General features: G+C 47.9%; 20 protein-coding genes. 8 read left to right on the plus strand and 12 right to left on the minus strand.

The window, feature by feature from the left end; all coding sequences use genetic code 11:
- From AC1DXC_RS02325 to AC1DXC_RS02340, 4 genes are read left to right on the plus strand one after another with little or no spacing between them, the layout of a single operon-like run.
- Complete coding sequence (locus tag AC1DXC_RS02325) at positions 1-3,129, plus strand: efflux RND transporter permease subunit (RefSeq protein ID WP_477457514.1); 3,129 nt, start codon at positions 1-3, stop codon at positions 3,127-3,129.
- 6 nt (positions 3,130-3,135) lie between these two features.
- Positions 3,136-4,452: a TolC family protein gene (locus AC1DXC_RS02330; protein ID WP_477457515.1), complete on the plus strand. Its 1,317-nt coding sequence runs from the start codon at positions 3,136-3,138 to the stop codon at positions 4,450-4,452.
- A gap of 36 nt (positions 4,453-4,488) precedes the next feature.
- The gene (locus tag AC1DXC_RS02335; RefSeq protein WP_477457516.1) at positions 4,489-4,872 is read left to right on the plus strand and encodes a response regulator; all 384 of its coding nucleotides are present in this window, start codon (positions 4,489-4,491) and stop codon (positions 4,870-4,872) included.
- On the plus strand, positions 4,869-5,720 hold the full coding sequence (locus tag AC1DXC_RS02340; protein WP_477457517.1) for an N-acetylglucosamine kinase: 852 nt from the start codon (positions 4,869-4,871) through the stop codon (positions 5,718-5,720). The genes AC1DXC_RS02335 and AC1DXC_RS02340 overlap by 4 nt, the downstream gene beginning before the upstream one ends.
- 231 nt (positions 5,721-5,951) lie before the next feature.
- Here AC1DXC_RS02340 and AC1DXC_RS02345 read toward each other — a convergent pair whose 3' ends face one another.
- Entirely contained in the window at positions 5,952-6,323 is a 372-nt protein-coding gene (locus AC1DXC_RS02345) for a hypothetical protein (protein ID WP_477457518.1), read from the minus strand.
- 200 nt (positions 6,324-6,523) lie between these two features.
- Here AC1DXC_RS02345 and AC1DXC_RS02350 point away from each other — a divergent pair, with 200 nt between their 5' ends.
- On the plus strand, positions 6,524-7,156 hold the full coding sequence (locus tag AC1DXC_RS02350) for a dihydrofolate reductase family protein (RefSeq protein ID WP_477457519.1): 633 nt from the start codon (positions 6,524-6,526) through the stop codon (positions 7,154-7,156).
- Between the two features lie 371 nt (positions 7,157-7,527).
- Here AC1DXC_RS02350 and lnt read toward each other — a convergent pair whose 3' ends face one another.
- From lnt to rsmI, 3 genes are read right to left on the minus strand one after another with little or no spacing between them, the layout of a single operon-like run.
- A complete protein-coding gene (gene lnt / locus AC1DXC_RS02355) occupies positions 7,528-9,129 on the minus strand; it encodes an apolipoprotein N-acyltransferase (RefSeq protein WP_477457520.1) in 1,602 nt (533 codons plus the stop codon).
- The gene (locus tag AC1DXC_RS02360) at positions 9,129-9,668 is read right to left on the minus strand and encodes a DUF1572 family protein (RefSeq protein ID WP_477457521.1); all 540 of its coding nucleotides are present in this window, start codon (positions 9,666-9,668) and stop codon (positions 9,129-9,131) included. The genes lnt and AC1DXC_RS02360 overlap by 1 nt, the downstream gene beginning before the upstream one ends.
- Before the next feature lie 12 nt (positions 9,669-9,680).
- On the minus strand, positions 9,681-10,445 hold the full coding sequence (gene rsmI, locus AC1DXC_RS02365; RefSeq protein WP_477457522.1) for a 16S rRNA (cytidine(1402)-2'-O)-methyltransferase: 765 nt from the start codon (positions 10,443-10,445) through the stop codon (positions 9,681-9,683).
- 88 nt (positions 10,446-10,533) lie between these two features.
- Here rsmI and serS point away from each other — a divergent pair, with 88 nt between their 5' ends.
- Positions 10,534-11,805 (plus strand): serine--tRNA ligase, encoded by a 1,272-nt coding sequence (serS, locus tag AC1DXC_RS02370; protein WP_477457523.1) that lies wholly within the window; start codon positions 10,534-10,536, stop codon positions 11,803-11,805.
- Between the two features lie 243 nt (positions 11,806-12,048).
- Here the strand turns inward: serS and AC1DXC_RS02375 are convergent, their stop codons facing one another.
- The 8 genes from AC1DXC_RS02375 to AC1DXC_RS02410 form a co-directional block, all read right to left on the minus strand.
- Entirely contained in the window at positions 12,049-12,543 is a 495-nt protein-coding gene (locus tag AC1DXC_RS02375; protein WP_477457524.1) for a DUF3347 domain-containing protein, read from the minus strand.
- Between the two features lie 44 nt (positions 12,544-12,587).
- Complete coding sequence (locus AC1DXC_RS02380) at positions 12,588-13,028, minus strand: low molecular weight protein-tyrosine-phosphatase (protein ID WP_477457525.1); 441 nt, start codon at positions 13,026-13,028, stop codon at positions 12,588-12,590.
- Between the two features lie 102 nt (positions 13,029-13,130).
- On the minus strand, positions 13,131-13,922 hold the full coding sequence (locus AC1DXC_RS02385) for a S1/P1 nuclease (protein WP_477457526.1): 792 nt from the start codon (positions 13,920-13,922) through the stop codon (positions 13,131-13,133).
- A 2-nt stretch (positions 13,923-13,924) separates the two neighbouring features.
- Positions 13,925-14,440: a fumarate hydratase gene (locus tag AC1DXC_RS02390; RefSeq protein WP_477457527.1), complete on the minus strand. Its 516-nt coding sequence runs from the start codon at positions 14,438-14,440 to the stop codon at positions 13,925-13,927.
- An 86-nt stretch (positions 14,441-14,526) separates the two neighbouring features.
- Positions 14,527-15,924: a class II fumarate hydratase gene (fumC, locus tag AC1DXC_RS02395; RefSeq protein WP_477457528.1), complete on the minus strand. Its 1,398-nt coding sequence runs from the start codon at positions 15,922-15,924 to the stop codon at positions 14,527-14,529.
- Between the two features lie 101 nt (positions 15,925-16,025).
- Positions 16,026-16,334: a hypothetical protein gene (locus AC1DXC_RS02400; RefSeq protein ID WP_477457529.1), complete on the minus strand. Its 309-nt coding sequence runs from the start codon at positions 16,332-16,334 to the stop codon at positions 16,026-16,028.
- 2 nt (positions 16,335-16,336) lie between these two features.
- Complete coding sequence (locus tag AC1DXC_RS02405) at positions 16,337-17,329, minus strand: tetratricopeptide repeat protein (protein WP_477457530.1); 993 nt, start codon at positions 17,327-17,329, stop codon at positions 16,337-16,339.
- Between the two features lie 2 nt (positions 17,330-17,331).
- Positions 17,332-18,351 carry a tetratricopeptide repeat protein gene (locus AC1DXC_RS02410; protein ID WP_477457531.1) on the minus strand — a complete coding sequence of 340 codons (1,020 nt, stop codon included), beginning with the start codon at positions 18,349-18,351 and terminating at the stop codon, positions 17,332-17,334.
- 214 nt (positions 18,352-18,565) lie between these two features.
- On the opposite strand from AC1DXC_RS02410, the gene AC1DXC_RS02415 reads away from it, so the two are divergent.
- Both AC1DXC_RS02415 and AC1DXC_RS02420 read left to right on the plus strand, forming a co-directional pair.
- Positions 18,566-19,771, plus strand: coding sequence for a serine hydrolase domain-containing protein (locus AC1DXC_RS02415; protein WP_477457532.1), 1,206 nt, complete (start codon positions 18,566-18,568; stop codon positions 19,769-19,771).
- A 164-nt stretch (positions 19,772-19,935) separates the two neighbouring features.
- Positions 19,936-20,241: a YbaB/EbfC family nucleoid-associated protein gene (locus AC1DXC_RS02420; protein WP_477457533.1), complete on the plus strand. Its 306-nt coding sequence runs from the start codon at positions 19,936-19,938 to the stop codon at positions 20,239-20,241.
- Positions 20,242-20,278 lie beyond the last annotated feature (37 nt).

Genomic DNA, 20,278 nt, shown 5'->3' on the forward strand with positions numbered 1-20,278 from the left:
ATGAGTTTATCGTCCGTAAGTATAAAAAGGCCGGTACTGGCAACGGTTATGTCGGTTGTTATTGTGGTTTTCGGGGTAATTGGCTATACCTTCCTTGGGGTGCGCGATTTTCCTTCTGTTGACCCGCCTATCATATCCGTATCTACCAGCTACTCGGGCGCCAACGCCGATGTGGTAGAATCGCAGATAACCGAGCCGCTGGAGAAAGCCATCAACGGCGTGCCGGGCATCCGCAATATATCCTCTACCAGCTCAGTAGGCTCAAGCAATATCACCGTAGAATTCAACCTGGATGCCGACCTGGAAACCGCCGCTAACGACGTGCGCGACAAGGTGAGCCAGGCGCAACGCCAGCTACCGCAGGATATAAATGCGCCACCGGTAGTTACCAAAGCCGATGCCAGCGCAGACAACATCATCACCCTGACTGTGAGCAGCGATAAGCGCAACATTATGCAGGTGAACGATTATGCCGAGAACGTATTGCAGGAGGGCCTGCAAACCATACCCGGCGTAAGTACCATCAACATACAGGGGCAGCGGCAGTATGCCATGCGTTTATGGATAGACCCCAACAAGCTTTCGGCACTCGGGCTTACCGCTACTGATATAGGCACAGCATTAAATCGCGAGAATGTGGAGCTGCCGGCAGGTAAGATTGAGGGCAATAATACCGAGATAACCATCCGCGCGCTGGGTAAACTCACCAACGAGCGAGATTTCAATAACCTCATCATCCGCGCGGATAGCAACCGCGTTATCAGGCTGAGCGATATAGGCTACGCCGTGCTGGGTTCTGCCAACGAAGAAACCTCGCTCAAAGAGTCTTTCGTGCCGATGGTGAGCCTCAACGTGGTGCCGCAACCGGGTGCCAACTACGTGCAGATAGCCAAGGATTTTTATGTAAGGCTAGCACAAATCCAAAAAGATTTGCCGCCCGATATTAAAGTTAAAGTTGCACTCGATAACACCAAATTCATCAACAACTCTATCGTAGAGGTGAAGGAAACCCTGCTGGTATCATTCGTGCTGGTGGTAATTATCATCTACCTCTTTTTCCGCGATTGGCTCATCGCCTTCCGCCCACTGATAGATATACCGGTATCGTTGATAGGGGCATTCTTTATCATGTACGTGTTCGGTTACTCCATCAATATATTGACCTTGCTGGGCATTGTGCTGGCAACGGGGCTGGTGGTAGATGATGGTATAGTAGTGACCGAGAACATCTACAAAAAAGTAGAGGGCGGCATGGCCATACGGCAGGCGGCGTTCCAGGGCTCGGCAGAGATATTCTTCGCGGTGGTTTCTACCTCGGTTACCTTGGCGGCGGTGTTTTTGCCTATCATGTTTTTGCAGGGCTTTACCGGCAGGCTGTTCCGCGAGTTTGCGGTAGTAGTGGCCGGCTCGGTGCTGATATCGGCATTCGTATCCTTATCGCTTACCCCGATGCTGAACGTGAAGCTTATCCGCAAGAGCCAAAAGAAATCTAAATTCTACGAGAAAACCGAACCTTTCTTCGTGAACATGACCAACGGCTACACCGAATCGCTAATGGGTTTCATGAAGAAGAAATGGGTCTCCTTCGTGATACTGGGCGGCTCGCTGGTGCTTACGTATGTATTGTTTTTGATAACCCCATCAGAACTGGCACCGCTTGATGACCGCAGCCTGCTGCGTTATTCGGTAACCGGCTCGGAGGGCGCAACCTACGAGTACATGACGCGCTATATGGACAAAGTTGCCCAAATTGTAGCCGATTCGGTACCTGAGGCCAACGTAAACCTCGAGATCGTATCGCCATCCTTCGGCGGCGGTGGTTCTGCAAACTCGGGTTTTGGTCGTGTTGGTTTGGTACCGCCAGATCAGCGTAAGCGCAGTCAGCAACAGATTGCCGATTTCCTGAATAAGAAATTGCGCGCCATGCCCGATGCCCGTGCTATTGTGGTGCAGGAGCAAACCATAAGTGGGGGTGGTAGCGGTGCGCGTACCTCGCTGCCGGTGCAGTTTGTTATCCAGAACCAGGATTTTGAGAAGATACGCAAGGTGCTGCCTGATTTTTTTGCCGAGGTATCAAAAAGCCCGGTTTTTCAGGGTACGGATATCAACCTTAAATTTACCAAACCCGAGCTGAGGGTAACGACAGACCGCGACCGTGCCCGCGACTTGGGCGTTTCGGTAGAAGATATTGCCCAAACCCTGCAGCTTTATTACAGCGGGGGCCGGCTCGATTATTTCCTCATCAACGGTAAACAATACCAGGTAATAGCCCAGGTAGACCGCGGCAACCGCGACCAGCCGCTGGATCTGAAATCGGTTTACGTGCGCAGTTCAAAAGGCAACCTGGTACAGCTGGATAACGTGGTGAAGATTGCCGAGAGCGCAACGCCGCCATCTATCTTCCACTTTAACAGGTATAAATCTGCCACCGTGCAGGCCGGCCTTGCACCGGGTAAAACCATTGGCGATGGCATTGCCGAGATGAACCGTATCTCTAAAAGCATGCTCGACGAAACCTTCAGTACCGCACTAAGCGGTCCATCGAGGGATTACTCGGAGGGTTCATCCAACATCGCTTTTGCGTTCCTGTTCGCCTTGTTGCTGATTTATTTAGTGCTTGCCGCCCAGTTCGAGAGCTTTGTGGATCCGTTCATCGTGATGCTTACTGTACCGCTCGCTATATCGGGGGCCTTCCTGTCGCTTTGGCTGTTCGATCAAACGTTCAATATCTTCAGCCAGATAGGTATCATTACCCTGGTGGGGCTTGTAACCAAAAACGGTATCCTGATAGTAGAGTTTGCCAACCAGCGTATGGAACATGGCTTAAACAAATACGAGGCTGTGGTAGAGGCCGCCACATCGCGCCTGCGCCCTATATTAATGACCAGTTTGGCCGTGGTGCTGGGCTCCGTGCCTATTGCATTGGCTTTAGGTGCAGGTGCAAAAAGCCGCATGTCGCTAGGTATCGTTATCATTGGGGGTATGCTTTTCTCGTTGATTCTTACCTTATACGTAATACCTACCATGTACATGGTGTTCGGCTCTAAAACGCGTAAGGATCCGGATGAAGAAACCGAAGAAGAGAACAAGGCTATCCATCCATCGCACATTATCATCCAAAAACATTAAGCAGCAATGAAAATCAAACATATACTGGGCTTAATTTTTTGCACGCTGCCTTTTACCGGGCTGCATGCACAGGATGCCCCCTTGCTTTCGCTGAAAGATGCGGTAGAAATAGCCCTGAAAAACAATTATAACATCAGGCTATCGCAAAACAATGCAACCATACAGGGTAATAACGTTACACTGGGCAACGCCGGCTTTTTGCCCACAGTAACGGGCAACCTTACCCAAAACAGCAGCGTGCAAACCACCAAGCAAACCCGCAGCGACGGCACTGTGAACGATATCAAGAACGCCCATAACAGCAATTTGAATTATGGTGTAAACCTCAACTGGACCGTGTTTGACGGCTTTGCCATGTTTGCCACTTACGACCAGCTGAAGCAGTTGGATAAACTAGGCGCCATACGCCTGCAGGATACTATTCAGAGTACCGTTGCCAGCGTTATCAATACCTATTACAGCCTCATCAGTCAAAACGAGCAGATAAAGGCCCTACGCGGAGCCATCGATATATCGCGCACGCAGGTGCGCTACGCTAACGATAAGTTTGCCGTAGGTCGAGTTTCGCGGCTGGATGTTTACAATGCGCAGGTAAACCTGAATACAGATACCGCCGCGTTGATTACGCAGTTGCAGCAATTCAAAACCACCAAAATACAGATGAACCAGCTGCTGGTGCGCGATTTGCAAACCGATTTTACCGTAGGCGACACTATAGTAGTGGACCGCTCGTTGGTATTGGGCGATATACTGAGCCGGGCACAAACCCAAAACCCGGGCATATTATCATCGCAAATAAACAAGCGCCTGGCCGATATAAACCTGAAGCAGGTGCGCAGCACACGTTACCCTACGGTGGGGCTAACATCGGGCTATACCTTTACCCGCAACAAAACGCCCGCCGGCTTTACGCTGCAGCAGAATGCACATGGCTTTGCCTATGGCGTGGTAGCATCGGTAAACATATTCGACGGGCTTAACCAGTGGCGCAGGGAACGCAATGCCAAATTGCAGATAGATAATGCCGATTTGGATTACAAAAAGACAATGCAGGAAGTTGAGGCGCAGATAAGCAGCTTCTACGTGTCGTACCTATCGGGCCTTGATCTGATAAAAATTGGCGAGGCCAACGTTGACCTGGCGCGCAAAAACCTGGAGATATCTTTAGAGAAATACCGCCTGGGTAACATCACTCCGCTGGAGATACGCGAGGCGCAAAGGAACTATCTGGATGCACAATCCACCTTCTTTTCGGCACAGTACCAGAGCAAAATGGCCGAGGTTACTTTAAAGCAGATTACTAACAGTATAAATATTCAATAAAGTATATTTAATTGCTTTAAAAGATTATTTTTGAACATGCCTGTTCGCTATAAACTTTGCTTGCTGATTGACGATAACTATATCGACAATTTTGTTACGCGCAGGATTTTAGAAAGTGGCAATTTTGCGGAGAAAATCATGGTGCAGCAATCGCCTGCCGATGCATTAGCAGGATTGAAAAACGGCGTTATAAAACCCGACGTGATTTTTTTAGACGTGCGGATGCCGGGCATGTCGGGCTTTGAGTTTTTGGAAGAGTACGATAAGCTTGAACCCGACGCGGAGAACCCGGTGAAGATATTCATGCTCTCGTCCTCGCTGGACCCTACCGATATGAACCTTTCACTCAACAGCAGGCACGTAGCGCAATTTATACATAAACCCCTTACTTACGAGGCGCTCGAAGAACTTAGCACATGATATTAGTAGCAGATAGCGGATCGTCGAAAACAGATTGGTTGCTTTCGGATACAGAAAGCGAACCTAAGGCCTTCCGTTCGGTTGGATTGAACCCATACTTCCTTAATCAGCAAGAGATAACCAAAATACTGCAGGAACAGATTGCCGACCTGATACCCTACGCCCCCCAAATAAGCGAAATATACTTTTTTGGTGCAGGCTGTTCCAGTCCCGATAGGCACGAAATTGTTTCTAACGCGCTCACGGCGCTTTTTCCAAAATCATACATCAGCGTAGATAGCGACCTTTTGGCTTCGGCATACGCCACCTGCGGGCGCGAGAAAGGCTTTTGCTGCATACTGGGTACGGGCTCCAATATTTCCTTTTTTGATGGGGAAGAAATACACGACGGGCAGCACGGCCTGGGCTACGTTTTGGGCGATGAAGGCGCGGGGACCATCATAGGCAAAACCCTGATTACCGATTTCCTGTACGGCCGCATGCCGGCGGATATCAGCACCTTGTTCAACGATGCCTATCACCTGGATAAAGAGGTAGTAATTAAAAACGTGTACCAAAGGCCGTCTGCAAATACTTACCTGGCTACGTTTTCTAAATTCCTGTTCGATATACGCGATACTGCTTATGTGCAGGATCTGTTGAGGAACCTTTTTCAGGAGTTTGTAGATACCAACGTAAAGTCGTATCCGCAGTACAATAAGTTCAAATGCAACTTTGTTGGCTCGGTTGCTTATGTATTTGCCGATGAGCTGAAAGCCGTTTGCGAAGCCAACGACGTGCACGTAGGCAAAATAATCAAACAACCCATCAACGATCTGCTGGAGTTTATTATTGAAAGGAACAGGTGATCCTGATTCGTTTGATTGCGGGATTTCCTGATGGAATACTGGATTGAGTAGCGTTATTAATCCATAAGACTTAATGCATTAATGACAAGAAGCGCGGGTCATCCATCCTGTCGAAGGGCGCGCGTAAAGGCCTGCCCGTTATGGTTCTACGAGCTCACCATGACCCCTTCGCACAACTTTGTAATTCGCAAATTGTCAGTACCCCATCAGAAGAGCAGCCAGCTTAATGAATTAATTACCGTCATAAGTTATTGTCCATTTACGGTCGATGAGTTCCTGTTCGGTGTACTCAAACCGCTTCAAATACTTGCCGGCGCGGATGATGTCGCCCATAACATTGCCGCGGTACTCATTGATTTCCTTCACCGAGAAAACATAAACAAATAACTTTTTCCTGGGGCTGTGGTCAATGTACCAATGCCAGGCATCGCTTTTTCCCGATTTTCTAACAGTGTATGTCGAATCGGAAGATATCACATTCCAGTCAGCAATATAAAACTCAACATTATTCTCTTCTTCAGGTAATTCTCTATCTGCGTATAAAACGGTAATAATTTCTTTTGAGACATTATGAACTTTCAGCATGTTATTGGTGTAATCCATTATACAACCATTTAAAGAAATTATTATTAATATAAATGACAGGCTCAGAATAAACAACTTGGCTTTCATAACGTTTGCCGTTAATACTTTTCACCGACAAAAAGTAACCTTGCAGTCGTAAATTACCTCTCAATTGTCGCTTCCGCAACCCTTAAATAATTTCTTAGTAGCTGATATTTACATCATTAAATACCAATGTAATGAGAAAGCTGATTTTATCGATGAATGTCTCGCTCGATGGCTACATAGAAGGCAAAAACGGCGATATGAGCTGGATGCAGCCGGATGACGATGATACCTGGGGCGATTTGTTCGGCATGCTGGAAGAGCATGTAGACCTATTCCTATTAGGCCGCGGCATGTGGGCAGAATACCGCAACTACTGGAAAAAAGCACTGGCCGAGCCGGAAAAGTTCTCGGCTCACGAGGTTGCTTATGCAAAGCTGGCGGAGAAGACACCGCACATTGTTTTTTCCAAAACGCTCAAGGAGTCCGGCTGGGAAAACACCACCATAAACAGCGGCGACCTGGAAACGGAGGTAAAGAAACTAAAGGCTGCCGAAGGCAAGGCTATCCAGATAGTAGGCGGGGCGGATTTCGCAGCGGCCCTGCTCGATACCGGGCTGGTAGATGAAATACGCATCTTGTTAAACCCGGCTATAGTGGCGGGCGGCAAATCGTTCTTCCATCAACTCAAAAACCGCCACTCATTGGAGCTGACGGAAGTTAAGCAGCTGGCCAATCAGATTGTGGTGCTGGTTTACCATCAGATAGACACCAACAGCGCCGTAAACCAAAACCCCATAAAACGCAGGGCGGGGAATAATAAGTAGCGACTTGGTTAGCGGCCTTTTGCCGCGTCCGGCAACGCTGGAAAAAGCTGGAAATTCACAGCTAAAGTCGGCGCAAAACCTGGAAAAAGCTGGAAATTTGTTTGCCGCCCAAACGCCCCGTTTTAGCTAAAAACGGCCATTCTATGCAAATTCGCCTTTTTTAGAGCTGCAGGAAAAAGGCCATAAAAAAGCCCAAAAAGTAAAGAAAAACACCGAAAAACACCGATTTTTTTAGGTGTTTTAGCAAATTTAGGCAAGTGACGAAGGCGGAAAACCCTGGTGCTAACTTTCCCCGGCCGGCCTAATTTCACCCCGTTTTTCCAACATTTCTATAAAACAAAAGCTGGACAAAAATCACGTGTGTCTGATCGTTATTTTCTCCAGCGGATTAACAGGAATATAATCCCCAACAAAGCCAATATGCTCCCAAATTTCGGCAAATAATCGCCGTATTCTACATAAAAGGTGATATCGCTGTTGAGGTTGATGTCCTGTTTCAGCGCCGTGCGCACCCACCATGCGCTATGCTGCACTATATCGCCGCGCTGGTTGATGAATGCCGAGATACCCGTATTGGCCGAGCGGCAAACCCAGCGGCGGGTTTCGATGGCGCGTAGCTTGGCGTAATCCAGATGCTGGTCTTTGCCGGAAGTGTTTTCCCACCAGCCATCGTTGGTAATAACCGCGATGAACTGTGAACCCTGCCTCACCGATTTGGCCAGCCACTCGCCCCATATGGATTCGTAGCAGATAGCCGGCGTTACCCCAATGCCGCTTTGCGAATAAAATACACTTGGCTTGGGCTGTATGGTGTAATTGCCCGTGGCACCCCCTAAATGCGCAAACACGGGTTTCAGAAAAAACAACGCGTTGGCAAAAGGCAGCGACTCGGCACCCGGCACCAACCGCGATTTATGATAGAACTGTACTTTAGCCGAATTCTCAATATTGATTGCCGTGCTATAGCGGTCCCAAAAACCACCATCGGGGATGGGTGACGCGGTTTTGTTTACAAGCTTATCGTAAAAGCGGTAGGTTTCGCCCCCGGTAAGCACATTGCCATTTTTGTACTTGTAGAGAAAACGCCTGACCTGCAAGTAATAATTGTTTGTTAAAACACGGTCCTCATCAATTGGCTCTACAATAGCGGTTTCGGGCCAGATGAAGAACTCAGTATTACGCTGCCCCAACGAATCTGATAGCTTGGTAAGCGTTTCTATCTGGTTATAAACCGGGATGGTGCCTTCTTTTTCATAGGGATCTATATTGGGCTGGGCAACCACAATGTTGGCCGGGTTTACCTGTTCTTCGTATCCATAATACCTGGTTAATGATATGCCAATCGGTACCACCAGCACCAATGTAAGGGCGATAATGAGCCTCATGCGCAACTTTTTTGCCTGTGCCTCGCGCAGGCCGACATAAATTAAGAACAGCAGGATGTTGGCTGCCCATACCCAAATGGTGCCGCCGTAAACGCCGGTGTACTCGTACCATTGTACCCATTGGTGCGATACCGCGAAACCGTTACCCAAGGTCATCCAAGGGAAGTTGAGGTCCCAGCTTTGGTGCAGGTATTCGTAGGCTATCCAAAAACAAACCAGGCCAATAAGGCCCACGGTGCGGTTGGTTCTTAAGCGCAGGCGGTAGTAGAGCCAGCAGGCTGTACTCATCAGCGCAGGCCCCAATGTATAAGGTATTAGCGAAATGGGCACAGCCACTACCGGGCCGATAATTTTAAGCGAATTATAAACCCAATAAACGCAGAGCGTGTTCCATATGACGAAGCCGATGAAAGTGGTGTTGAATATCTGCTTTCCCTTTTTGGCCGAACTGGATTGGATGATATTCTCCATCGCAAGCAGCATGGGTACAAAACCAACAAACAACAGGATAGTAGTATAAGGCGTCGGCGGCCAGGCCAGCCAAAGCAACAAGCCCGAGGATATGGATAAGAGGAGGTTTTTTTTCATCAGGAGGATTTTTTTGCCGCTTCTTCGGCAAATTTCTTGGCATTGAATTCCGCGCTTTTTCCGCGCGGTACGGTAAGCGATGCCCAATCATCGCCTGCATGCATCTTGGCGATGAACACGATTTGCCCAACGTGATAGGGGATATGCGCCAACTGCCTGTTTATGGCATCCACAACCGTATGCTTTTCGCCGCGGATAAAAACATCGTTATGCCAGTTGCTTTCGTTAACCGAATCGAGCGCGGCAAAAAGGCAGGCCCAGCCTTCGGTCCACTTGCCTAGTAATTCCTCGCGGGTTAGGGTGCCGTTTATGAATTCTTCATCGCGCTGCCGCCAGGGTTTTTCACCGTCGCTGGTTAAAAAGTCCGTCCATCGCGATAGCATATTGCCCTGCAGATGTTTGATGATGGTTGCGATACTGTTACATTCGGCGTTTTGCTGCCAAAATAAGGCGTCGTCGCCAACCTGGGCCATAGCCCGTTCGCCTACCGATTTGTAATACTCGAATTGTTTGCGTGCGCTTTGCAGGTAAGTTTGCATGCCGGTTGCTTTTTAATCTTCGTCCTCTTCGTCGTCCTGGTACTTCTTTTTCTTCTTATCCACCTCAATGGGTGCTGCCCCGGCAACACACATCACAAATTCGCCTTTTAGCGGGTGCGTTTCAAAATAGGTTTTTACCTTCGTAACTGTTCCGCGTACCGTTTCTTCGAACATTTTTGTCAACTCGCGAGATACGGATACCTGCCGGTCGGCTCCCCAAAAGGTGGCCATTTCTTCCAGCGTTTTTAATAAACGGTGCGGCGATTCGTAAAGTATCAGCGTGCGCTCTTCGGTTGCCAATTGTTTGTAGCGTGTTTGGCGGCCTTTTTTTAGGGGTAAGAACCCTTCGAAGCAAAACTTATCGGTAGGGAATCCGGAGTTGACCAGTGCCGGTACGAAAGCCGTTGCGCCCGGCAGGCATTCTACCGCGATGTTGAACTTTAAAGCCTCGCGTACCAGGAAAAAACCCGGGTCGGATATGGCGGGGGTACCTGCATCAGATATCAACGCCACGTTTTGCCCCATAAGCAGAAATTTGATGATTTCATTGCTGCTTTGATGCTCGTTATGCTGGTGATGAGCAAATACCTTGTTCTGTATATCGAAATGCTTTAGCATGGGGGCAGAGGTGCGGGTATCTTCGGCCAGTATCAGGTCGGCCTCCTTTAATATGCGGATAGCCCTGAAGGTCATATCCTCCAGGTTGCCTATTGGGGTGGGTACTAAGTAGAGTTTGCCGGTTGGTGTTGGGTTCATGGGTGATGGTTCATAGTTCATGGTAGCTCCTTAGCTAAATTGTGATCCGGCTATGAACCATCAACCACAAACCATCAACTAATTTATATCTTTGCCTAAAATTATAATAATGCTGCAAGTTAGTTATATCCGCGATAACAGGGAACAGGTTTTAGAACGTTTGGCTGTAAAAAATTTCAAACAGCCCGAATTGGTAGATGAGGTGATTGGTCTGGACGATAAGCGCCGCCAAACTCAAACGCTATTGGATAACGTTTCGGCCCAATCCAACGCAGCCGCCAAACAAATTGGCGAACTGATGCGCAACGGCAAAAAAGAAGAAGCCGAAGCGATAAAAGCCAATACCGGTAAGTGGAAAGAAGAAGGCAAACAACTGAGCGAACAGCTTAGCGCGGTTGAGCAGGAACTGCAGGACAAAATCGTTTTGCTACCCAACCTGCCGCATGCTTCTGTTCCCAAAGGCATCACGCCCGAGGAAAATGAAGTGGTGCTGGAGCATGGCGCAATCCCCGCTTTGCCGGTCGGCGCTTTGCCACATTGGGAACTGGCGACTAAATACAACCTGATAGATTTTGAACTCGGCGTTAAAATAACCGGCGCTGGCTTCCCGGTGTATAAGGGCAAAGGTGCCAAATTGCAGCGCGCGCTTATCGCTTTCTTTTTGGATGAGGCCGAAAAAGCCGGTTACGAAGAAGTAATGTTGCCGCTGATGGTGAACGAAGCATCGGGCTTTGGTACCGGGCAATTGCCCGATAAAGAGGGCCAGATGTATTTCGTGGGCCAGGATAACCTGTACCTGATACCAACTGCCGAAGTGCCTATCACCAACTTGTACCGCGATGTGATCTTAAAAGGCGATGAGTTACCTGTACGAAACACAGGCTACACACCATGTTTCCGCCGCGAGGCTGGTTCATATGGCGCCCACGTGCGCGGCCTGAACCGCTTGCACCAATTTGATAAAGTAGAATTGGTACAGGTGGTACACCCCGATACTTCTTATGATGTATTAGAGCAGATGAGTGCTCACGTGCAGGGCCTGCTGCAAAAACTTGGCCTGCCATACCGTGTACTGCGCCTTTGCGGCGGCGACATGAGCTTTACCGCAGCTTTAACGTACGATATGGAAACCTGGAGCGCCGCGCAAGGCCGCTGGCTGGAAGTATCGTCGGTATCTAACTTCGAAACCTTCCAGAGCAACCGCCTTAAACTACGTTTCCGCAATGCTGAGGGTAAAACGCAATTAGCCCACACGCTTAATGGCAGCGCATTGGCCCTGCCGCGTATAGTAGCTACTTTATTGGAAAATAACCAAACCGAAAATGGTATCAAGATACCGGAGGTGTTGGTGCCTTATACTAAGTTTGAGTGGATAGATTAGTCATATACATTCAACACTCTTCGCTACCGCGAGATTAGCGCAGCGTATCTCGTGGTGAGCATACGGCAAGCTTCCAGCTTGCGTCAGCTGAAAGCTGACCATGTGCGAGCCACGAGCTGGAAATCCGCGACAGCGAATAGATTAGTTATACGACAAATCGCTGGTAACGACGCGGTGGAGATAACGTAAAAAAGCGGCATTCGCCGCTTTTTTACGTTAAAATATTTAAGTGAATATCTAAGCTTATTTCCCGGCCTTCAGCGTGGCGGTTACCTTGCCGCATTCCATCATGTCCGAGCCATAATACGGGTTGCGTATATCGGTGCTTTCGCTTAGCCAGTAGGCCTTTTTCATGGGGCAGTACTGCTGGTAAAGCGGCGAACTATTTAGGTTTAGGCCCGATAGTAGCGCATACATATTTTTAGACAGGCTTTGAAAATGCTCGCGCTGATGGTCGATAACCGCAGTTTCGCTGATGTGGCGGCTATCGTATTTCAATTTAGCAAGGTAGGTGGCAAATGTTTTCTGCTGTTTAGGCTGAAGCGTTTTTACGGGAAATGCAGTTAATGTAGCCAGTAATTCGCCCGATTTGCTTTTGGCCAACTCGGCATTGCTGTTTACCAGCGCTTCTTTAAGGCTGATGTAGTGTGCAGTTACCTTATCAACGCTATTTATCTGTTGGGCGTTAACGGTTACGATGCCAAACGCAAGGATGATGCTAAAAAAAAGTGCTTTCATGGATTTTGTATCTAAATTTAAAATCGCCAATATAAATATACGAATTACTTGTTTTTATATTGCCTGATGATTTCCTTGCAGCCGGCTTCTATCAATTTAAAAACAGGAGCAAACAGGGCATCGTCGTAATAAGGGTCGGGAACAATCTTGTCGCCCAATAGCATCTTCACCTTTTCGCGGTCTGCGTTGTTGCGTGCTTTTGCCAATATATCGCTCAGGTTACTTTTATCCATCACCAGTATCAGGTCGAACTCGTCGAAATCGCTCACGCGGAACAGTCGGCAAACCTGTTTGCTGATGTCTACGCCCTGATCGGCTGCAGCGCGGATGGAGCGCCTATCGGGCGGGGAGCCTACGTGCCAATGACCCGTACCTGCCGAATCGACCTCCCAATTGAGTCCTTCCTTATCAGCCAGGTGCTGCATGACGCCCTCCGCCAAAGGCGAACGGCAAATATTACCCAGGCAAACCATTAGTAGTTTCATTTTAGTTGAAAAGTTTTAAGGTTGTAAGGTTGGAAAGTTGTAAGGTTACTACAAGAGCGTTTAACTTTTAAACCTTAAAACTTTCCAACCTTACAACGGTGTTTAACTAAAAAGTTGATTCAACACCCCGGCCAGCCTTACGCCGCCTTGCAGCAGGCGTTGGTTTACCGTGGCTATGAATTTAAAATTGTAGGTGTAGCCACTTATCTTGTCGCCGTCTTTGCTGTAGGCATAAATATCTTGGCATATGGCATTAGATTCATACAGCCATTGCGAGATAGGGGCTTTTTGCCACTCGGCACGTTGTGCTGCGGTGGTATGGTTTATCTCAGTGGCATATTCGGTAAAACTCATCTGCTGAAAATCTATCAACTGCGAATCCCAAATGGTGTGCAGGTTGGTAGGGTTGTTGAACCAGGTAACTTTTACATCGTTGCCGCCTTTATCAAAGCTATGCGCAGTATGCATCGGCTGGTGTATATCCTCAACCAGGTGTATCAGCATGTGCAGGCAGAATGATTTCTGGTTTTTGCCCAGAGTCTTCTTCTTCAGTTCGCCAATTAAAAAATTCAGTTTGGTGTAGGCATCGGTAACGGTGTCCTGCGCCAGGTAGGCTTTAATTTCGGGTAGGGTATAGCCTTTATCCAGATTTACATAGTGCCAAACCTCGGTGAATTTGTACTCGGGATTAGAACGTTCGAAATCGGCCCAGTTACCGGCCAGGGCGAGCGACTCATCGCCCAGGATGGCTTTGATGGCGGCCTTTGCTTTTGGCGTAAGGTAGCTGTAAGCAATTTGCCCGGTTATGCGGTGCCCCTGTGTGCCCCATGCCATGCATTGCACGGGCAGGTAAAATGCGGCTGCTAAAAGCAGGGTTTTGAATACGTTTTTCATTTTTATAACGGTTTTGGATTACAGGTAGCGCGTTTTATTAAGCGTGCATTAAAAGGAATAACGCTTGAGGTTGGTGAAAATTGAATTAATGAATCGGTTTTTTGGCTTAGCTTAAAAACTTCCTCGTAATTGCCGGAGCGGAAACAGCCGCCCTCGTTTTTATAACTGAAATCGGCATTGCAGTAAAGGCCCTTAAGGCGCAGAGTATCGTTCTTTTGGATATATACGCCCTTGGCATACTCGCCCCAGCGGCCGTTTCTTACGCAGCTATCCGGGTAGCCGCCGTTGGCTTTGCTGAAGGAGTTGACGCTGACGAAGAACGAATCGCAGCTGAACCGAAAATGGTACAAAGAGTAGTTGAGCAATTTTTTCTGCAGGGGCGAGGTATCCTGCCGCCATTCGCCCTGTAGCGCTGCAACGCCTTGCCCCTGCATATTGGGGTTAAACCTGCAGGCAGTGTGCAGCAGGCATGCAGTTAATAGTATGACAATAAAATACGGGGGAAATGACTTTTGCATATCAAATAAAAGCCCCTCTCCGCAATTGCTGGAGAGGGTTGTGTTGTGCAATTTCTGCTCCCCCTTTAGGGGGCTCGGGGGCTCTCTTATTTAAGCCCGCCTATCATATCTTCGGGGCGCACCCATTGGTCGAATTGCTCGTTGGTAAGGTAACCTAAGCCAACGGCCGTCTCACGCAGCGATTTATTTTCTTTCAGCGCGGTTTTGGCAATTTTCGCAGCTGCATCATACCCAATGTGCGGGTTAAGCGCGGTTACCAGCATCAGTGAGTTTTCGAGGTGTTTTTTAATGCCCTCGTAATTCGGTTCGATGCCAACGGCGCAATGGTCGTTGAACGATACGCAGGCATCGCCAATGAGGCGGGCTGACTGCAAAAAGTTTGCTGCCATTACCGGCTTGAATACGTTCAGCTCGTAATGCCCGTTGCTGCCGCCGATAGAAATGGCTACATCGTTACCCATTACCTGTGCAGCCACCATGGTTACTGCTTCGTTTTGGGTTGGGTTTACCTTGCCCGGCATTATAGATGAACCCGGTTCGTTATCGGGGATGTGTATTTCGCCGATGCCCGAGCGCGGACCCGAAGCCAACATGCGGATATCGTTGGCAATCTTCATCAGCGATACGGCTATCTGTTTCAGTGCCCCGTGGCTTTCTACGATGGCATCGTGTGCGGCTAACGCTTCGAATTTATTCTCGGCAGTGATAAACGGCAAGTTGGTGAATTGCGCAATGTACTCGGCAACCTTTACATCGTAACCTTTTGGTGTGTTGATGCCGGTACCTACTGCGGTGCCACCAAGAGCAAGCTCGCTTAGGTGCTCGAAGGTGTTGCGTAGGGCTTTTAAGCCATGATTCAACTGCGAAACATAGCCCGAAAATTCCTGGCCCAGGGTAAGCGGCGTAGCATCCATGAGGTGGGTGCGACCAATTTTTACCACGGCTTTAAAGGCTTCGCTTTTTGCCTGCAGCGTATCGCGCAGTTTTTCGATGCCGGGGATGGTAACATCAATCAATATTTTGTAAGCGGCAATGTGCATTGCCGTAGGGTAGGTATCGTTTGATGATTGCGACTTGTTTACATCATCATTTGGGTGAATAAAGGTTTTGCCCTCGCCCAAAGTGTTCCCTGCCAGTACGTGACTGCGGTTGGCCACTACCTCGTTCACGTTCATGTTAGATTGCGTGCCCGAGCCGGTTTGCCATATCACCAGCGGGAATTCGCCATCCAGCTTGCCTGCTAAGATCTCGTCGCATACGGCGGCTATCATATCTCGTTTTTCGGCAGGGAGCACGCCGCAATCGGTATTGGTGTAAGCGGCGGCTTTCTTTAGATAAGCAAATGCTTCGATGATTTCCTTCGGCATAGAAGCCTCGGGGCCAATTTTGAAGTTGTTGCGGCTGCGTTCGGTTTGCGCGCCCCAGTATTTGTCGGCCGGTACCTGTACCGCGCCCATGGTATCATATTCGGTTCTGAAACTCATATGGATATATATGTTTTGCGGGGCAAATTTAGGGTTTTAAACGGAGTATGGGGAAGGGATGTGCGTAATCTTTTTGGTACAGGGAAGTGTTGTGCCGAAGATTAGATTTGAGCCTTGCTTTTATAAGAAACCCGACCATTAAAGGAGGGTTCGCATTCGTGCGTTATCAAGCCGAGAACCAACAGCACGCCACTAACCATAGCGGCGTACTTGTAAAATACAATGTTCCACAAAATAGAAAAATCATGCGTATTTAAACCACTGGAACTTTTTGCAGATAACTGAGCCTCCTGCACTTCATACTTATAGCTTACCAGGCTATTGATATAGCCAAAGCCAAATAGCAGCGTCAACATCGCAAACGCGACGATGAGGATAGAAACTGTCCGGGTTGGTATCCTTATCTTCATACCTAAAGCTTCGGGTTGTTTGTTGCCATCCAATCTTCCAGGTTCTTTACGTCAGCGGGATTATCCTTTAACCATTTAGCACTCTCGGGCTTTGCGCTTTGGCTGATATAGCGGGCTACCGTAGGCATACTAATGCTAAATGCAAGCTGTGCCAATTTTGTATTTATGATTCGCCGGTCGGCCGAAGCAAGCCTGAATATGGCGTACAATTGCCCGCCCAGCAAATCATTGGGTGAAGCGTAACGACTTTTAGCCGCCCACTCAAATGCTTTTTTAACAATATCATCTTGCAACGCTGCTTCTTTAAGAACCATTGCCGAAAGTTTATAGTTCGGTTCCGGTTTCAACCGTCCTCCTTTTAAAATATTCTGCAGGTTGCCAAAAGCTTCGGCACTACGGTTACTATTGGGCTCGAGTAATAAAAACCAACTGAAACCCAATATCGCATCCGCCCGTTTGTTTTGATGGAAAGCGCTAAGCGCATACATACGTGTGCTACCAGCGTCATTAATATCCATCATTATCGCCTGCTCGAACGTTGCTTGCGCATTATCGTATTGCTTGCTTTTAAAATATGCTATCCCCAAATTGTAATAAATACGCTGGTTGCTGCTATCAGCCTTTGTGGCATTTTGATAAGCTGTAATTGCATTCGGTAATTGGTTGCTTCCCTGATAAATGCTACCCATCAGGCTATAGGCCATGGCGGTAAATTTAGGGCTCGGGCCATGTGTTGCTTTTTCAATAAAAGGCAAAGCCTCGGTGTTTTTCCCTGCCGAGAAAAGCGTAAAGGCCATTTGGTAGTTGGCCTGTATATTATCGGGTTCTGCGGCTAAGGCTGCTTTGTATTTATCCGCAGCTTCGGCATATTGCTTTTGGCTATTGAGCGCTATGCCTTGTTTGATCAGGTCGGGCACACTGGTATCCTGCGCAGATACGCCCACGGCCGTTGCTGAAATACAAATAGAAAGGATAAGCCGCAGATATATCTTCATCGTTAAAATTCGCGTTTGGTTGCCTGCATCCAGGTATCGAAAGCGGTGAGCTCTTTGTCGTGTTCTTTAAACCAGGCAACGTTTTCGTCCTTGTAAACGCTTAGGCTTATATAACGTGTAAATGCTTCCATATTGCCCGATTTGGCAAGGCTCGCGAAAAAATTGGAATAATAAGATGCAACGAAAGGCTGTTCTTTATCGTTGGTAATGGTATGCGCCACCGAGAATAACGATGTTAATTGCAGGGTGAGCGAATCTACAGCCGTCAGGCCCTTTTTATCGGAGGTAGCGGCCAATACGGATATAGGCATCATGAGGTTCCCCGGGTTTTTGTCGTTTACGTTGTAAGAGATATTTACGCTTTTGTCGCCCGTGCGCTTTATGCCGTTATTGATGATTGCCTTTACATAAGCTATTGCTTCTGCCGAACGCTCGGTTTGCGGTTCTATCAGCAAAAAATTGCACCAGCCCAAAAGCGAGGCGCCCAATTTGTTCTGCTTATTGGCTGCCAAAGCAAACGCGCGCTGGCTGCTGGCATGTTTAGGGTTCAGTTTAATGGCATTTATAGCCGATACCTCCGCGTCGGCATATTTGCCCTGGCGTAAATAAGATATAGCCAGGTTGAAGTGCAGGTTCTGGAATTCGGGGAAAGCGACTATCCCCAGCTTGTAATAGGCCACTGCTTTTTCGTAATCTTTCTCGTCGTCATAAATACTTGCCAGCAGATCGTAAGCTTCGCCGGAATCGTGCCTCGCTGCGAGTTTTTCCAGGTAGGGTATGGCTTCTTTCTGCCTGTTTATAGTAACAAAAGTAAAAGAAAGTTCATATTGTGCCGAAGAGTTATCAGGGTCCAGGGCCAAAGCTTCCTTATACTTTTTTATGGCGTCGTCGTATTTGCCTTCATCGTGCAGGGCGATGCCTTCTTTTATCAAGGCTTTAGCTTTATCATGATCCTGAGCATAGCCGACTAAGGAGCCGAAGACGAACGCCAATAGCAATAAGGTTTTGTATAGGGTTTTCATACAATAAGGTTTACGATGTTAATAATACCTATAAGATCCGAGAAGTAGAAGCATTCCATAAAGTTTCTGATAAAATAAATGCGGTGCCTAACGGAATACAGCCCCTGTAATTTAACTTGTTTTTAATTGTGTTGAAACATTATTTCTAAATTTCTCTTTAACCTTCTATATAATTTCTCATTTTCGCTTTCGTTTAAAGAAGAATTTTTTACCTATGAAGTTTGTGTTCCAGGCTGCCTGCGCAGCCACATTGTTCTTGTTCTCCGCATGTTCCTCAGATACTGCCAAAAACAAAGCGGATGCTGCCAGCGCTGCGGCTCCCTTTAACCCTGCCGGTTTATTAAAATACGACCCCAAAAACGCTGATAAGAAGATTGACGAATTTATGCAGCACCTGCACAAGGTAAGTGGCTTTAACGGCAACGTACTGGTAGCCAAAAAAGGTAAGATAATTTACGAGAACACTTTTGGCTGGGCCAACCATCTGCTGCGCGATAGCCTGAAGCTGGGCTCGCAGTTCGAACTGGCATCCGTTACCAAAACCATGACGGGTACCGCCATTATGCAACTTTGGGAACAGGGCAAAATAAAACTGGACCAGAACGTAAAAGAGTTCTTCCCTGATTTTCCTTACGAGGGCGTAACTATCCGCCTGTTGCTGGAGCATCGCTCGGGCATGATGAATTACGTCTATTTTTTGGATGGCATTTATCGCGGCGAACACCTTAACCAAAGCAAGGGCCTTACCAATGCCGATGCCATGGCCATGATAGCCAAATATAAGCCGGCGCGTTACATCGCCCCTGATAAAAAATTCCATTACAACAATTCCAACTTTATGGTGCTTGGTGCCATTATAGAAAAGGTTACGGGAAAAACCTATGCCAATTATATGATGGAGAACGTATTCAAACCTGCCGGCATGCTACATACTGCGGTGTACTCTAAAGCAGTGTACGATAAGATACCTGTTGATGTGGTAGGGCACGACCGGAACAGCTGGCGATACTCTGTCGCCCAAAACTACCTCGATGGCCCTGTAGGCGATAAAGGCATCTACAGCACCGTTGGCGATCTCTACATTTTCGACCAGGCGCTGCGGGCCGGTAAATTGATAAAGCCAGCCACGCAGGATTCGGCCTATACGCCGCGTAACCCCATGATACGCGGGCATTTTAGTTATGGCTACGGCTGGCGTATATTTAACGCGCCAGGGCAACAGGTAATTTACCATACCGGTTGGTGGCACGGTTTCAGGCACATATATTTGCGCGATATGAAGAACGACGTCACCATCGTACTGCTCGGCAACGTGGTAAACGGCAGCCTGTTGCACCTGGATGATTTGTTTAAGATTACCGGAATGCCGGTAGTACGCAAAGGGGCATATAACGGCGCGGGCGATACGGAGGAAGATTAGTAGATGTGCAGATGTGCAAATTTCAGATGTGCAGATGAAGCTGCGAGCTATGGTATTTGTTAACGCAAGCAATAGAATAAATTAAATAATAACCTTATAAAGCAGTTAAATTTGAGCATTGTGCTTTTCATTTGCACATCTGAAATCTGCACATCTACAACACCATGTTTGATAAATTAATGGAAGCCCAGCAAAAGGCTGGCGAAGTAAAACAGAGACTGGACGCGATAAGCGTAACCGGCAGCGCCGAGGGCGGCAAGATTACCGTACGGGCCAATGGCAATAAGGTGGTACAATCGGTTACTATTGATGAGGCATTTTTAAAGGAGGCCGATAAAGAAGAATTGGAAGAACTACTGGTTATTGCCATTAACAAAGCCATGGAGCAGGCCGACAATGTTAGCCAAAGCGAAATGGCCGCCATGACCAGCGCTATGTTTGGTGGTATGGGTGGCTTGTTTGGCAAATAATATTGCGGGTATGTAATATTACCGTTAATAGGTTGCG

Source organism: Mucilaginibacter sp. P2_D11 (assembly GCF_056404435.1).

Coding starts and splice junctions, on each gene's coding strand:
- AC1DXC_RS02325 (WP_477457514.1), top strand. CDS start 1: ATGAGTTTATCGTCCGTAAGTATAAAAAGGCCGGTACTGGCAACGGTT.
- AC1DXC_RS02330 (WP_477457515.1), top strand. CDS start 3,136: ATGAAAATCAAACATATACTGGGCTTAATTTTTTGCACGCTGCCTTTT.
- AC1DXC_RS02335 (WP_477457516.1), top strand. CDS start 4,489: ATGCCTGTTCGCTATAAACTTTGCTTGCTGATTGACGATAACTATATC.
- AC1DXC_RS02340 (WP_477457517.1), top strand. CDS start 4,869: ATGATATTAGTAGCAGATAGCGGATCGTCGAAAACAGATTGGTTGCTT.
- AC1DXC_RS02345 (WP_477457518.1), bottom strand. CDS start 6,323: ATGGATTACACCAATAACATGCTGAAAGTTCATAATGTCTCAAAAGAA.
- AC1DXC_RS02350 (WP_477457519.1), top strand. CDS start 6,524: ATGAGAAAGCTGATTTTATCGATGAATGTCTCGCTCGATGGCTACATA.
- lnt (WP_477457520.1), bottom strand. CDS start 9,129: ATGAAAAAAAACCTCCTCTTATCCATATCCTCGGGCTTGTTGCTTTGG.
- AC1DXC_RS02360 (WP_477457521.1), bottom strand. CDS start 9,668: ATGCAAACTTACCTGCAAAGCGCACGCAAACAATTCGAGTATTACAAA.
- rsmI (WP_477457522.1), bottom strand. CDS start 10,445: ATGAACTATGAACCATCACCCATGAACCCAACACCAACCGGCAAACTC.
- serS (WP_477457523.1), top strand. CDS start 10,534: ATGCTGCAAGTTAGTTATATCCGCGATAACAGGGAACAGGTTTTAGAA.
- AC1DXC_RS02375 (WP_477457524.1), bottom strand. CDS start 12,543: ATGAAAGCACTTTTTTTTAGCATCATCCTTGCGTTTGGCATCGTAACC.
- AC1DXC_RS02380 (WP_477457525.1), bottom strand. CDS start 13,028: ATGAAACTACTAATGGTTTGCCTGGGTAATATTTGCCGTTCGCCTTTG.
- AC1DXC_RS02385 (WP_477457526.1), bottom strand. CDS start 13,922: ATGAAAAACGTATTCAAAACCCTGCTTTTAGCAGCCGCATTTTACCTG.
- AC1DXC_RS02390 (WP_477457527.1), bottom strand. CDS start 14,440: ATGCAAAAGTCATTTCCCCCGTATTTTATTGTCATACTATTAACTGCA.
- fumC (WP_477457528.1), bottom strand. CDS start 15,924: ATGAGTTTCAGAACCGAATATGATACCATGGGCGCGGTACAGGTACCG.
- AC1DXC_RS02400 (WP_477457529.1), bottom strand. CDS start 16,334: ATGAAGATAAGGATACCAACCCGGACAGTTTCTATCCTCATCGTCGCG.
- AC1DXC_RS02405 (WP_477457530.1), bottom strand. CDS start 17,329: ATGAAGATATATCTGCGGCTTATCCTTTCTATTTGTATTTCAGCAACG.
- AC1DXC_RS02410 (WP_477457531.1), bottom strand. CDS start 18,351: ATGAAAACCCTATACAAAACCTTATTGCTATTGGCGTTCGTCTTCGGC.
- AC1DXC_RS02415 (WP_477457532.1), top strand. CDS start 18,566: ATGAAGTTTGTGTTCCAGGCTGCCTGCGCAGCCACATTGTTCTTGTTC.
- AC1DXC_RS02420 (WP_477457533.1), top strand. CDS start 19,936: ATGTTTGATAAATTAATGGAAGCCCAGCAAAAGGCTGGCGAAGTAAAA.